The organism is Alcaligenes sp. SMD-FA, assembly GCF_025960365.1.
Classification (GTDB): domain Bacteria; phylum Pseudomonadota; class Gammaproteobacteria; order Burkholderiales; family Burkholderiaceae_B; genus Alcaligenes; species Alcaligenes aquatilis.
In genome coordinates this window covers 372,533-386,919 of the sequence record NZ_CP110108.1, presented here as the reverse complement: position 1 = coordinate 386,919, position 14,387 = coordinate 372,533, and the positions used below count along the sequence as shown (strand labels likewise).

Sequence of the window (14,387 nt, the reverse complement as noted above, 5' to 3'; positions counted from 1 at the left end):
GAGCCTCCCATGATACGGACTCATGACGCAGGTCATTGGCTGGAAGTCATTCTGGATCGGCCGGAACGACGCAATGCCTTGACCAGCCCCATGTACGAAGAGTTGGCCGACATCATCGACCAGGCTGATCAGAACCAGAAATACCGTGCCCTGATTCTGACTGGTGCGGGCGAGCATTTCTGTGCTGGCAACGATATCTCCGAGCTGTCCAATGTGCGCAACAACGACATGCCGCCGCCGATCAAATTCCTGCGCAGTCTGGTCAAAGCCGACACCCCATTGATCGTGGCGGTAGAAGGCCATGCAGTAGGTATTGGCGTGACCTTGCTGCTGCATGCAGACTTTGTGTACGCGGCCCGTGACGCGCGTTTACGCATGCCCTTCACGGCACTGGGCCTGTGCCCGGAAGGTGCATCCAGCCATCTGCTGGCCCAGTATGTGGGGCCACGCCGAGCCAACGAATGGCTGCTGCTCTCGCAGGCGTTCAGTGCCGAGCAAGCCATGCAGGACGGCCTGCTCACCGAACTGACCGACCACGGCAATAGTCTGGAAGCGGCCCGTGCCTGCGCTCATGCGCTGTCCGAGCAGCCTCCCATTGCCTTGCGTACCAGCAAGCGTTTGCTCCGTGAACCCCAGCGCGAGGTTTTGCTGGAAGTCCTGGAACGTGAACGCAAGCTATTTTCCAAACTGCTGGAAGGCGACGAAGCCCTGCAAATTCTGGGACAAATGAGCCAGAACCGCAGCGACAAATAGCCGCTCTAGTGGCCTGATTTCTACGCAAACCTACATGTGCAGCGATCTTGCCACACTGCACCCGGTTCAGACGGGTTATAAGGGGCCTGTGAGAGCAGGTCCCTAATTTTTTTTTGCCGTATTCGCAAAAAATTCTTGCGTACAAAAAAAAAATCGCTGTATTTTATTTTTTGCGCTGCAACAAATGCACCGCTTTAACACGTTCTTTGCGGATACGCCCATGACACACTCCTGTCCCCCCCAAGCGCAAGGCTTGTACCTTCCCGCTAATGAACACGACGCCTGCGGCGTCGGATTTATCGCACACATCAAAGGCCAGGCGAGCCACGCCATCATTACCCAAGGCCTCAAAATCCTGGAAAACCTCGATCACCGCGGCGCTGTAGGCGCAGACCCTTTGATGGGTGACGGTGCGGGCATTCTGATCCAGATCCCCGACCAGCTTTACCGCGAAGAAATGGCCGCCCAGGGCGTGACCCTGCCTCCCCCTGGCGAGTACGGCGTGGCCATGGTGTTTCTGCCCAAGGAAACAGCTTCCCGCCTGGCCTGTGAACAGGAGCTGGAGCGTGCCGTACGAGCCGAAGGCCAGCACATGCTGGGCTGGCGCGACGTGCCCGTAGACAGCACCATGCCCATGTCCCCCACCGTCAAGGCCAACGAGCCGGTCATTCGCCAGTTGTTCATTGGTCGTGGCCCGGATGTGATGGTGCCCGACGCGCTGGAACGCAAGCTGTATGTGATCCGCAAGACCGCCAGCCACGCTATCTACCGCATGGATCTGGCCCACGGACAGGAATACTTTGTGACTTCGGCCTCCGTGCGGACCATCGTCTACAAAGGTCTGCTGCTGGCGGACCAGGTAGGCCGCTATTACCGCGATCTGGCCGACCCGCGTGCCTGTTCGGCCCTGGCCCTGGTGCACCAGCGCTTTTCCACCAACACCTTCCCCGCCTGGCCTTTGGCCCACCCTTACCGTCTAATCGCCCACAACGGCGAGATCAACACCGTACAGGGCAACTTCAACTGGCTGCGCGCCCGTGAAGGTGCCATGGAATCGGCTGTGCTGGGCTCGGATCTGCAAAAACTCTACCCTATCGTGTACGAAGGCCAGTCCGATACGGCCACCTTCGACAACTGTCTGGAATTGCTGGTGATGGCCGGCTACTCCCTGCCTCACGCCATGATGATCATGATGCCCGAGGCCTGGGAACAGCACGCCGAGATGGACGAGAGCCGTCGCGCCTTTTACGAGTACTACGCAGCCCAGATGGAGCCTTGGGATGGCCCGGCTGCCATCGCCTTTACCGATGGCATTCAAATCGGTGCTCTGCTGGACCGTAACGGCTTGCGTCCGGCCCGCTATGTCATCACGGACGACGATATGATTGTGCTGGCCTCCGAGGCCGGTACTCTTCCTATTCCCGAGCACCGTATTGTCAAAAAATGGCGTCTGCAGCCCGGCAAGATGCTGCTGATCGACCTGGAGCAAGGCCGCATCATTGATGATGCCGAGATCAAGTCCCAACTGGCCAATACCCACCCCTACAAGCAGTGGATTGAACGCCTGCGCTTGCGCCTGGACTCCCTGCCCAGCGTGCCCGGCGTGCGTCCCCAATTGGCGACCCGTGACCTACTGGATCAGCAACAAGCCTTTGGCTGGACTCAGGAAGACATCAAAGTTGTGCTGCAGCCCATGGCCAGCAAAGGTGAAGAAGCAACCGGCTCCATGGGCAACGATGCGCCTTTGGCCGTGCTGTCCGACAAATCCAAACCCTTCTACAACTACTTTCGCCAGCTATTTGCTCAGGTCACCAACCCGCCGATCGACCCGATTCGCGAACAAATGGTGATGTCGCTGGTGTCCTTTATTGGCCCCAAACCCAATTTGCTGGACATCAACAACGTCAACCCACCACTGCGTCTGGAAGTGTCCCAGCCTGTGTTAAGCCCGGCTGACATGAACCAGATCCGGCGCATTGATGCCGCCAGCAATGACAAGTTCCGCAGCCAGGAACTGGACATCGTCTACCCTAGCTCCTGGGGACCGGAAGGCATTGAGGCCAGCGTGGCCGCCCTGTGCGCCCGTGCGGCGGATGCCGTACGCGATGGCTACAACATTCTGATCCTGACCGATCGCCGTTGCGATGCCGAGCATGTGGCCATCCCCGCCCTGCTGGCGACCTCGGCCATTCACCAACACCTGATCCGCAATGGTCTGCGTACCCGCACCGGTCTGGTCGTGGAAACCGGCTCGGCCCGCGAAGTGCATCACTTTGCGCTGCTGGGTGCATACGGTGCCGAAGCCATGCACCCCTGGCTGGCTTTTGAGAGCCTGCAACACCTGGCCCAGGACCCCATCAACCAGATTGATGCCTCCCTGGCAGAGAGCCACTACATCAAGGCCATCAACAAGGGCTTGTACAAGGTCATGTCCAAAATGGGCATCTCCACCTACATGTCCTACACCGGCGCACAGATTTTCGAGACCATCGGCCTGTCGCGCTCGCTGGTGGACAAGTACTTTGTGGGCACCGCCTGTCCGGTAGAAGGGATTGATATCTTCACCGTGGCTGAAGAGGCACTGCGCCAGCATCGCGCCGCCTACAGCAAAGATCCCGTTCTGGAGAACCATCTGGAAGCCGGTGGCGAATACGCAGTGCGTGTGCGTGGCGAAGAGCATATGTGGACGGCCGACTCCATTGCCAAGCTGCAACACGCCACCCGTAGCCAAAACTACAGCACCTACAAGGAATACGCTCAGCTCATCAACGAACAAAGCCGCCGTCATATGACCCTGCGCGGTTTGTTCGAGCTGCGTCTGGACCCGGCCAAGGCCATTGCCCTGGACGAAGTGGAACCCGCCAGCGAAATCGTCAAACGCTTTGCAACGGGCGCCATGTCGCTGGGTTCGATCTCGACTGAGGCCCATGCCGTACTGGCCGTGGCCATGAACCGGATTGGCGGCAAGTCCAATACCGGCGAAGGCGGCGAGGACGAGTTGCGCTATCAGCATGAAATGAAGCACGGCAAAAGCGCCATCCGCCAAGGTGACACCTTGGCCAGCGTCCTGGGCCAGGATCGCGTATTTGCCAACATCGACCTGCAAGAGAACGACTCGCTGCGCTCCCGTATCAAGCAGGTTGCATCCGGCCGCTTTGGCGTGTCGGCCCAATACCTGTGCAGTGCCGATCAAATCCAGATCAAAATGGCACAAGGTGCCAAGCCCGGCGAAGGCGGCCAACTGCCCGGCCACAAAGTGTCCGAGTACATCGCCAAGCTGCGTTACTCCGTGCCCGGTGTGGGCCTGATTTCGCCCCCACCCCACCACGACATTTACTCCATCGAAGATTTGGCCCAGTTGATTCACGACCTGAAGAACGTGAACCCGCAGGCAGATATCTCCGTCAAGCTGGTGTCCAAGGTAGGTGTGGGCACCGTGGCTGCCGGTGTGGCCAAAGCCAAGGCCGATCACATTGTGATTGCTGGTCACGACGGCGGCACCGGTGCCTCGCCCCTGTCCTCCATCAAGCATGCCGGCACCCCATGGGAACTGGGCCTGGCTGAAACCCAGCAGACCCTGTTGCTGAACCGCTTGCGCAGCCGCATCCGCGTACAGGCCGACGGCCAGATGAAAACCGGCCGCGATGTTGTGATCGGTGCCTTGCTGGGCGCAGATGAGTTTGGCTTTGCTACCGCCCCGCTGGTCGTGGAAGGCTGCATCATGATGCGCAAATGCCATCTGAACACCTGTCCCGTTGGCGTTGCCACCCAGGATCCCGTGCTGCGCCGCAAGTTCAAGGGCAAGCCCGAGCACGTAGTGAACTACTTCTTCTTCGTTGCCGAAGAGGTGCGTGAGCTGATGGCCAAGCTGGGCGTGCGCCATTTTGACGATCTGATCGGTCGCAGCGACTGGCTGGATATGCGCAGTGGCATTGAGCACTGGAAAGCCCAGGGTCTGGATTTTTCACGCCTGCTGCACAAAGTTGATAACGACGAGTCGCCACGTCAGATCGCTACCCAGGATCATGACCTGGATCACACACTGGATCGTCAACTGATCGAGCGCAGCGCCGTCACTCTGAACCAAGGCACCCCGCTGTCTTTCATTACCCCCGTACGCAATCGAAACCGCAGCATCGGCGCCATGCTCTCGGGCGTATTCACCAAGAAATACGGTCATCAAGGTCTGCCTGACGACAGCCTGCACATTCAATGCAAAGGCACGGCAGGCCAAAGCTTTGGCGCTTTCCTGGCTCAGGGCATCACCCTGGACCTGGTGGGCGAAGCCAATGATTACGTGGGTAAAGGTTTGTCCGGTGGCCGCATTATCGTGCGCTCACCCAACGATTTCCGTGGCTACGGCCCGGACCACATCATCGTGGGCAATACCGTGCTTTATGGTGCCTTGGCAGGTTCCGCCTTTTTCAACGGCGTGGCCGGTGAACGTTTTGCCGTACGGAACTCCGGAGCCAGTGCAGTCGTGGAAGGCGTAGGCGACCACGGTTGCGAATACATGACCGGCGGCACCGTCGTAGTGCTGGGTGAAATTGGCCGCAACTTTGCCGCTGGTATGTCCGGTGGCGTGGCCTATGTGTGGGATCCCCAACGCCGCCTGCAACTGCGATGCAACCCTGGCATGGTGGACCTGGAGCCTGTTCTGAGCAAGGCCGAGCAAGAGATGAACAGCAGCATGGCGCAATGGCACAGCCGTACTGCCGGAGGCGAACGCCAGACCGACGAAGCCATCTTGCACACCCTGGTTCAGGAGCACTTCAAGGCCACGGGCAGCTTCCAGGCCCGCGAGCTCCTGAAAGACTGGGACAGCGCCCGCGCGCAATTCGTCAAAGTCATTCCACGCGAGTACCGCCGTGCACTGAGCGAATTGTGGCAAGGTCCACAGGCAGGCAAGGCCGCACCCAAAAGCAGTAAAACCCGCCGTTCGGCTTCGGCCTGAACCCTTCCCATCACCATCAGGAAACGACACATCATGGGAAAGACGACTGGATTTCTTGAGTTTCAACGTCTGCAAGAGGCCGTAGAAGCTCCTTTAAAGCGGGTCAAGCACTGGAAAGAGTTTGTCCAGGTATTAAATGACGAGCAGGCCGGCCAACAGGCCGCCCGCTGCATGGACTGCGGCATCCCTTTCTGCCATAACGGTTGCCCGGTCAACAACATCATCCCCGACTGGAATGATCTGGTTTACCGCCAACAGTGGAAAGAAGCCCTGGACGTGCTGCACTCCACCAACAACTTTCCGGAAATTACCGGCCGCATCTGCCCCGCACCATGCGAGGCAGCCTGTACGTTGAACATCGACCGTGTACCCGTGGGCATCAAGTCCATTGAGCACGCAATTATCGATAAGGGCTGGGCAGAAGGCTGGGTAGTACCTCAAGTGCCCACCCACAAAACCGGCAAACGCGTGGCCGTGATCGGCTCCGGCCCTGCCGGCTTGGCCTGTGCCCAGCAATTGGCACGCGTCGGACATGACGTCACCGTGTACGAGAAAAGCGACCGCATTGGTGGCTTGATGCGCTACGGCATCCCCGACTTCAAGCTGGAAAAACATCTGTTGGATCGCCGTATCGCACAAATGCAGGCCGAGGGCGTACAGTTTTGCCCCTCTACCTATATTGGCCAGGCACAAGACCAGGCCGCGCAGGAACCTGGGCTAAGCGTGTTATCACCTGACGAACTGGAACTACAATTCGACGCCATCGTCCTGGCAGGCGGCTCTGAAACCCCCCGCCTGCTCGATACCCCCGGCAGCCAGTTGCAAGGCGTACACCCTGCCATGGACTTCCTGCGCATCCAGAATCAGCAAGTTGCCGGTTCACGAGGCACCCCCGCCATCAGCGCCCAAGGCAAACATGTCGTGGTGATTGGCGGTGGCGATACCGGCTCGGACTGCGTGGGCACCAGCACACGCCAAGGCGCAAAATCAGTGACCCAGTTTGAACTGATGCCCCGCCCGCCTGAGCAGGAAAACACGGAGCTGACCTGGCCCTACTGGCCCATGAAACTGCGCACCTCGTCCTCGCACGAAGAAGGCTGCGAACGCGACTGGGCGATCAACACGGTAGAGCTGGAAGGCAAGAACGGCCAAGTCAAAGAACTGCGCGCCGTGCGCGTGGAATGGAAAACCGATCCAGCAACAGGCCGCATGAGCATGACACCCATTGCTGGCTCCGAAATGACCTTCCCTGCCGATCTGGTTCTACTGGCCATGGGCTTCACCGCCCCCGTGCGCCAAGTTCTGGAAGCCTTTGCCGTAGACGCCGATCAACGCGGCAACGTCGCCGCCAACACAGACGACTACCAAACCAGCCGGGCCAAAGTCTTTGCGGCCGGAGACATGCGACGCGGCCAGTCCCTGATCGTCTGGGCCATCCGCGAAGGCCGCCAGTGTGCCCGTTCCGTAGACGAGTTCTTGATGGGGAGTTCGACACTGCCCCGTTAAGTCCTCTTGGCAGTACCAGTAAGCAAACAGCCAGCCGCGATAAACGGCTGGCTGTTTGTCTTTGGGTGAACAAAGCCACTCATGACCCTGGGTGCCTTTACAAGCTCTTATTCGCTATTGATCGCTGCTGTCTGCTGTCTGCTGTCTGCTGTCTGCTGTCTGCTGTCTGCTGTCTGCTGTCTGCTGTCTGCTGTCTGCTGTCTGCAACTAGCCTACGGGCGGTCCCTCCACAAGCACCAGCCCTTTTTTCCAATACTGAGACACAGCCAACAAACAACCAGAACGATTGGCTACTGGCTACTGGTTACTGGCTACTGGCTACTGGCTACTGGCTTCCACCATTCTGAAGCCCTTGCTGGCGGGGGCGGGGTTGGAGCATTCAGAGAGCTTGCCGCCGTCTGGGGCGGTCGTAGGGATGCAAGCACCTTGCTGTTTGAGTTCGGCGCTTGTGGTTTGTCCAGGGGACAAACCACCGAACGAGTTCAAGGTGCGCCCTACGACAGGCTCAGACAAGGGTACCGGTGCGCAGCGTCGGCAAGCTTCCGCTCCGGCCCCGCCGCCGCCAGTAAGGGCTGCCGCAAGAAAGCCCCTCACCCTAAAACCCACTCACCTAACCAACTGATTCCAAAAAACATTTCCCAAAATTCTAGGGTTTTCCCTTAAAAACTACAAACCACCCCACGACCTAGGGTTTTCCCTTGTTTTTAAGATAGGGAAAACCCTATAATGAGGATTCGTAACTTAGACCTTCACCTTAAAGGGACAGCAAATGTCTACCATGACCACTTACTCGCACTACATCCACTGGAGTGATGCTGTTGAGCGTGGGGTAATGCAGCATGCCCTGGAAAATGGTGAATCCGTGTCTTTAACTAGACTGACCAAAGCAGCGGCCAAACAAGTTTCCAAAGCCGCAAACGTGGTGTTCAACTACATGGTCGCACTGACCCAGGCCTTGAACGAAGCCCGCATCCGCGATTCGCGCATGTCGGCCAGCTACTGGTAAGCCACGCATCACCGTCGTAACGCTCAAGCAAAACACCGCTTGATGTTGAAAAGCCTGCTAAATCAGCAGGCTTTTGTTTTTTCTGCGTTTGCCAGTGTTGTCGACTATGCACATTGCTGCTCAAACTACAGCCTGAACCTACCAGGCATAAGCACCTCAAAGCCTATCCCCCCTCTCCCCAAGATCAAGATGGGTCTGTGCAATAGATGCTCATCATCCCCTAAGCATGCAGACATAGAAAAGGCCAGCAAAAGCTGGCTTGCAGGCTTGCGCGGCTTAATAGCATGAACAAAGCCCCCAATCATCTGCGAGCAATGAAAACCGCTCAAGACTTGTTCAACAAGTTCTTCAGCATATCCAGCCGCTGCTTGGGACTTAAGGCCGCCTGCGCCGGATCCTCTTGAGCACCAGGGTCTTCGATCTTCATCTCATCAATAAAGCGCGACCGCTCCCGCACCAGGTTTTCGCGTGCGCGCCGGCGCTTCTTGCACCAGCTCAAGCGCAAGCTACGCTGAGCACGGGTAATACCCACGTACATCAAACGTCGTTCTTCCTGAATGCGCTGAGCCAGAATATCGGCCTCTTTATCCGGATCGATATCTTCGTCATCACGCCCGATGTGAGGCAGCAGCCCCTCTTCCACCCCCACCAAGAACACATGCGGATACTCCAGACCCTTGGAGGCATGAAGTGTGGACAATTTGACTGCATCTGGGTCTTCGTCCTCGCCACGCTCCAGCATGGTGATCAGGGCGACTCGCTGCACCAGATCATTCAAACTAAGCTCATCGTCCGCCGCTTTGGATTTCAGCCAGGTAATCAGCTCCAGCACGTTTTCCCAACGGGTCTGCGCGGGGCGTTCATCGAACATATCGTAGAGATAGCGCTCGTAATCAATCGCCCGCAGCAGCTCATCCAGCAATTCGCTGACAGCCGTTTCATGCCCTTCCTGATCGCTTTCTACCCGATCCGCCCGTTGCTGGATGCGCCCTATAAACTGCGCAAAAACACGTAAAGGCTCCAACTGACGCTCGGGCAGGCGATCCGTCAGTGCAATTTGGGGCACAGCCGAGAACAGGGACAGCTTCTGTTCTGCTGCAAACTGCCCCAACACCTGCAAGGTAGCCTGCCCAATACCACGCCTTGGCGTGGTGGCTGCACGAATAAATGCCGGATCATCATCATCGTTCGCAACGACACGCAAGTAAGACAGGATGTCGCGAATCTCGGCCTTGTCAAAAAAACTCTGCCCACCCGAGATGGTGTAGGGAATGCGAAGATTACGCAGGGCCTGCTCAAAAATACGGGCCTGATGGTTGCCCCGGTACAAAACAGCAAAGTCACGCCACTCGGCCTGACGCTCAAAGCGTTCTGCCGATATGCGCATGGCAACCGAGTCTGCCTCGTTTTGCTCATCGTCCGTCACATGAACCTGAATGGGCTCACCAAAACCCAGATCAGACCAGAGCTTTTTACCGAACACGACGGGGTTATTGCCAATAACGTTATTGGAGGCCTGCAAGATGCGCTGCACCGAGCGATAGTTCTGCTCCAGCTTGACGACTTTCAGGTCGGGATAATCTTTAGGCAACTGCGCCAGATTCTCCACGGTGGCACCCCGCCAGGCATAGATCGCCTGATCATCATCCCCCACCACCGTGAACATATTGCGCTGACCGGTCAAAGAACGCACCAGCTGATACTGACAAAGATTGGTGTCCTGATACTCGTCCACCAACAGATACTGCACCCGGCGCTGCCAGCGCTCGCGCACGTCCTGATTGTCCTGCATCAATTGCGCCGGCAAACGAATCAAGTCGTCAAAGTCCACCGACTGATAGGCAATCAGGGTCGCCGCATAATCACGGTAAATACGCGCGGCTTCAATCTGGCTGGGCGAGTTCGCAGCACGCTCGGCCTCATCCGGCCCCATCAGGGCATTTTTCCACAAGGAAATCTCTTGCTGCACGGATCTCAGGCGCCCCTTATCCGTGGTGGCCAGCAACTCCTGAATGATTGCCAACGCATCGTTGGAGTCCAAAATGGAAAAGCGCGGCTTCAAACCCACGTGCTGAGCTTCCTCGCGCAACATGCGCAAGCCCAGAGAGTGGAAGGTGCTGACGGTCAGCCCTCGCAGCAGCTTGGGGTCCACCAAGGCGCGAATCCGCTCGTTCATTTCACGCGCAGCTTTATTGGTGAAGGTCAGCGCGACCACTTGCCGCCCCGTGTATCCGCATTCGCGCAGCAAATAGGCGATTTTCTGCGTGATCACGCGTGTCTTGCCACTGCCCGCTCCAGCCAATACCAGACAGGGGCCATCCATATACAACACAGCCTGACGCTGCATGGCGTTCAGGTCAGTGGGGACGGTATGGCCTGGTGTAGTGACGGAGGTGGACATGGTGAAATCAGTGAATACTAGGCAAGAAAACGAGGTTCAACGCCAAACAACCAGCAGAGCTAAACGTGACATCCCGGCCAAGCCGAGTATGGTTTGATGACAAGCGAAAGGCCAACACAGAGATACAGCGGAAACGAGGTACAAGAGCATGACAGCGGCAGGGCAACAACATCGCGCCACAGCCTCATCGCTTCCTGCCTCTTGGCTCATCGCTGCATAGCTGCATAGCTGCATAGCGCACAAGGATACACCCTGCGGTACCCAAGCTACTCCTACCGCCTCTGCACGCACATGAGCCTGTGGAATTTTAGATCTCGAGGGGGTCGACCTCGATCGTAATACGCACTTTATGCTGCTTGGCCAACTGCGCGACCTGCGGCCCCCAGTATCGTACAAAGGCCTGCAGGGCCGGGCGATGAGCGCTTTCCAGCAACAGTTGAGCGCGCTCGACTTTGGCAACGCGCAACACGCGTAAAGGCACAGGATCGTACAGGAAAACCTGATCCGCGCCTGGAAATTCGTTCGGATAGTCTTCGGGCAAGCGTCGTGCCTGCGTCAGCAAGCGAATGGCATCGGCCAACTGCGGCGCTTCGGCCGACAGCAGCACTTGATAAGCAAAAGGCGGCAAACCCACCGACTCGCGCTCGTTCAAGGCGCTTTGGGCAAAGCCAATGTAATCGTGTTTGATCAGACTTTGATAAACAGCCTGCTCCGGGTAGCCCGTCTGGATGATGACATCCGCCCCTTCAGTATGACGGCCTGCTCGGCCTGCCACCTGCATCAGTTGCGCAAACAAGCGCTCGGGCGCACGGAAATCATGGGCAAACAAGGTGGCATCTGCATTCAACACGCCGACAACGCTCAAGCGCGTAAAGTCATGGCCTTTGGCCACCATCTGGGTGCCCACCATGATATCCACTTCACCTGCATGAACCTGCTCGAACAATTGCTGCGCACTGCCCTTCAAGCGGGTGCTGTCCGCATCAATACGCACCAGGCGAGCATTCGGAAACCGCTCACCCAAAAACTCTTCAATCCGCTGCGTACCCCGGCCCATGGGCTGCAGGTCCTGATCGCCACAATCCGGGCAAGCACGCGGCACAGGCGCTTGATAACCACAGTGATGACACTGCAAATTATGCTTGAAGCCATTTTGCCTATGCAGCACGGTGTAAACCGTGCAGCGCGGACATTGGGACAGCCAGCCGCAAGAGGCACAATGCAGCACAGGCGCGTAGCCACGTCGGTTAATAAAAACCAGCGACTGCTCGCCCCGATCCAGACACGCTTCCAGCGCATCCAGCAGTTGAGGAGAAAAACCCGAATCCAGCCGCAAATGACGGGTGTCGACCAGGCGCACTCGCGGCAAAGAGACCTCGCGGGCACGTTTGGGCAAGCTCAGCAGGCTATAGCGCCCTTGCCGGGCATGATTCCAGCTTTCCAGCGAAGGTGTGGCGGAGCCCAGCACCACCGGCACTTTCAGATCGTAGCCACGCCACACGGCCAGATCCCGAGCGGAGTAGCGCAAGCCATCTTGCTGCTTGTAAGAGGCATCGTGTTCCTCGTCCACAATAATCAGGCCCAGCTCGGGCATGGGCGTGAAGATGGACAGCCGTGTTCCCAGCAAAATGCGGGCCTGACCACTATTGACGCGCAGCCAGGAGCGCAGCCGCTCGCCTTCAGACAAGCCACTGTGCAGGACAGCCAGCACATCACCAGGCAGCACGCGCGCCAATCGTGCCCGCAAGACCTGCTCGAACTGAGGCGTCAGATTGATTTCGGGCACCATGAACAAAACCTGCCGACCAGCGGCCAACACGTGTTCCAGCACCCGCATATAGACTTCGGTTTTCCCGCTACCCGTTACGCCATGCAGCAATAGGCAGCTACCGGGTTTGGCCGCCACAATGCCATCGACCGCAGCCTGCTGTTCGGCATTGAGCACAGGCAGGACATCGCTGTCCACCGGCTCCACCTTCTTTTCCTTGCGCTTGGCCATGCGCAGTACCGGACCACCTGCGGAACGCTTGCCCAGATAGGCAGAAGGTTTACGCAAGGGCCCCGGCAAGGACGGCATCATGACCTCGCCCAAGGGACGGTGGTAATAGGTGGACGCAAAGCGCGCCATCCGCAACCAGTCTTCCGGAAAAGGAGGCAAGTCATCCAGCAGTTGATCAATCGACTTGACCTGCTCGGGCGGGTAGGAAGGTTGTTCCGGCAAGGCCACCACCACCCCTATCATCTGCCGCCGCCCAAAATGCACAATGACCCGCTGTCCGACCAGAACAGGTTCGTGGTGCTGATAATCAAACACCCCATCCAGGGGGACGTCCAAAGCCACATGCAGCCAGAAAGGTCCGGTGCTTGCCGATGCAGAAATAGCGTCAGGAGTGGCGGTCATGGATGGCGATTCGCAAAAGGGCTGGCCTGGCTGAAAGCCTGATAAGTCAAGAGCTTAGCGGCCTGTGGATAACTTTGGGGAAAATGACATGAACAAAAAACACAAAGAAGCAAGCACAGATACAATTTAATTTTCAATGCCTCTGAAACAAGAATAAAACTCAGAGAAATCAAATAATTAAAACTGGCTATTAAAATTAAACCTTAAATATAAAGACCACAAACTTCTACCCATCTGTGTGCATAACTTTGCGCACAAGCTGCCATAGCCCGTGCGCAAAAACAATCAAACGCTGTGGTGACGACGGCTGTAGGAATGCACTTCATCGACCAGAATGCCTACGGCTTCCGGATCAGTGAAACGCGAAATACCGTGACCGAAGTTGAACACGTGACCGCCCTGACCCACGGGGCCAAAGTCGTCGATAACGCGGCGGGCTTCACGACGGATGGCCTCTTCGCCACCAAACATGGTCATGGGGTCCAGATTGCCTTGCAGGGCCAGCTTGTCACCGATACGCGTGCGTGCACGGGACAGGTTTACCGTCCAGTCCACACCCATGGCATCAGCACCACAGCCCGCGATATCTTCCAGCCACATGCCGCCACCCTTGGTAAAGACAATGACAGGGACACGCTTGCCGTCATGCTCGCGAATCAGGCCATCAACCACTTTACGGGTGTAGGCCAGGGAGAATTCCTGGAACAGGGAGTCGGACAGTACACCACCCCAGCTATCGAACAACATGACCGCCTGTGCACCGGCACGAATCTGGTTGTTCAGGTATTCGCAGGTGGTTTGGGCATTGATTTCCAGCATGCGGTGCATCAGGTCTGGACGCTGATACATCATGCTTTTCACCAAGCGGTAATCGTCCGAACCTTGACCTTCGACCATATAGCAGGCGATGGTCCAGGGGCTGCCGGCAAAGCCGATCAGCGGTACTTTGCCGTCCAGTTCCTTGCGGATCAGCGAGACAGCGTCGAACACGTATTGCAGCTTGGACATGTCCGGCACTTGCAGCGCCATGACATCGGCCTCGTTGCGTACAGGGCGGGCAAAACGCGGGCCTTCACCCGCCACGAAATCCAGACCCAGACCCATGGCATGCGGTACGGTCAGGATGTCCGAGAACAGAATAGCCGCATCCAGATCGAAACGACGCAGGGGCTGTAAGGTGACTTCACACGCAAATTCGGGATTCTGAGCCAGTTGCATGAAAGAGCCAGCCTGGGCTCGAGTGGCATTGTATTCAGGCAAATAACGCCCGGCCTGACGCATCAGCCAGATGGGGGTGTAAGGCACCGGTTCGCGCAACAGCGAACGCAGGAAAACATCGTTTTTTAATTGAGGTAAAGACACGGCA

8 protein-coding genes are annotated in these 14,387 nt (G+C 57.5%); 4 read left to right on the top strand and 4 right to left on the bottom strand.

Annotated features, from left to right (window positions below; translation table 11 throughout):
- The first annotated feature begins 9 nt into the window (after nt 1-9).
- From OKX01_RS01695 to OKX01_RS01685, 3 genes are all read left to right on the top strand, one after another.
- A complete protein-coding gene (locus tag OKX01_RS01695; RefSeq protein WP_264672350.1) occupies nt 10-753 on the top strand; it encodes an enoyl-CoA hydratase/isomerase family protein in 744 nt (247 codons plus the stop codon).
- A 220-nt stretch (nt 754-973) separates the two neighbouring features.
- The gene (locus OKX01_RS01690) at nt 974-5,707 is read left to right on the top strand and encodes a glutamate synthase-related protein (protein ID WP_264672349.1); all 4,734 of its coding nucleotides are present in this window, start codon (nt 974-976) and stop codon (nt 5,705-5,707) included.
- Nucleotides 5,708-5,740: 33 nt separating this feature from the next.
- A complete protein-coding gene (locus tag OKX01_RS01685) occupies nt 5,741-7,213 on the top strand; it encodes a glutamate synthase subunit beta (protein ID WP_094195430.1) in 1,473 nt (490 codons plus the stop codon).
- 318 nt (nt 7,214-7,531) lie between these two features.
- On the opposite strand, the gene OKX01_RS01680 is transcribed toward OKX01_RS01685, so the two are convergent.
- Nucleotides 7,532-7,726 carry a hypothetical protein gene (locus tag OKX01_RS01680; protein WP_264672348.1) on the bottom strand — a complete coding sequence of 65 codons (195 nt, stop codon included), beginning with the start codon at nt 7,724-7,726 and terminating at the stop codon, nt 7,532-7,534.
- A gap of 256 nt (nt 7,727-7,982) precedes the next feature.
- Here OKX01_RS01680 and OKX01_RS01675 point away from each other — a divergent pair, with 256 nt between their 5' ends.
- Nucleotides 7,983-8,219, top strand: a complete 237-nt coding sequence (locus OKX01_RS01675) for a hypothetical protein (RefSeq protein ID WP_230018900.1) — start codon at nt 7,983-7,985, stop codon at nt 8,217-8,219.
- Between the two features lie 325 nt (nt 8,220-8,544).
- On the opposite strand, the gene OKX01_RS01670 is transcribed toward OKX01_RS01675, so the two are convergent.
- From OKX01_RS01670 to hemE, 3 genes are all read right to left on the bottom strand, one after another.
- A complete protein-coding gene (locus OKX01_RS01670) occupies nt 8,545-10,620 on the bottom strand; it encodes a UvrD-helicase domain-containing protein (protein ID WP_264672347.1) in 2,076 nt (691 codons plus the stop codon).
- A gap of 307 nt (nt 10,621-10,927) precedes the next feature.
- Nucleotides 10,928-13,021: a primosomal protein N' gene (locus OKX01_RS01665; RefSeq protein WP_123050894.1), complete on the bottom strand. Its 2,094-nt coding sequence runs from the start codon at nt 13,019-13,021 to the stop codon at nt 10,928-10,930.
- A 285-nt stretch (nt 13,022-13,306) separates the two neighbouring features.
- Nucleotides 13,307-14,383, bottom strand: coding sequence for a uroporphyrinogen decarboxylase (hemE, locus tag OKX01_RS01660; RefSeq protein ID WP_264672346.1), 1,077 nt, complete (start codon nt 14,381-14,383; stop codon nt 13,307-13,309).
- Between the last annotated feature and the right edge of the window lie 4 nt (nt 14,384-14,387).

Coding starts and splice junctions, on each gene's coding strand:
- OKX01_RS01695 (WP_264672350.1), top strand. CDS start 10: ATGATACGGACTCATGACGCAGGTCATTGGCTGGAAGTCATTCTGGAT.
- OKX01_RS01690 (WP_264672349.1), top strand. CDS start 974: ATGACACACTCCTGTCCCCCCCAAGCGCAAGGCTTGTACCTTCCCGCT.
- OKX01_RS01685 (WP_094195430.1), top strand. CDS start 5,741: ATGGGAAAGACGACTGGATTTCTTGAGTTTCAACGTCTGCAAGAGGCC.
- OKX01_RS01675 (WP_230018900.1), top strand. CDS start 7,983: ATGTCTACCATGACCACTTACTCGCACTACATCCACTGGAGTGATGCT.
- OKX01_RS01670 (WP_264672347.1), bottom strand. CDS start 10,620: ATGTCCACCTCCGTCACTACACCAGGCCATACCGTCCCCACTGACCTG.
- OKX01_RS01665 (WP_123050894.1), bottom strand. CDS start 13,021: ATGACCGCCACTCCTGACGCTATTTCTGCATCGGCAAGCACCGGACCT.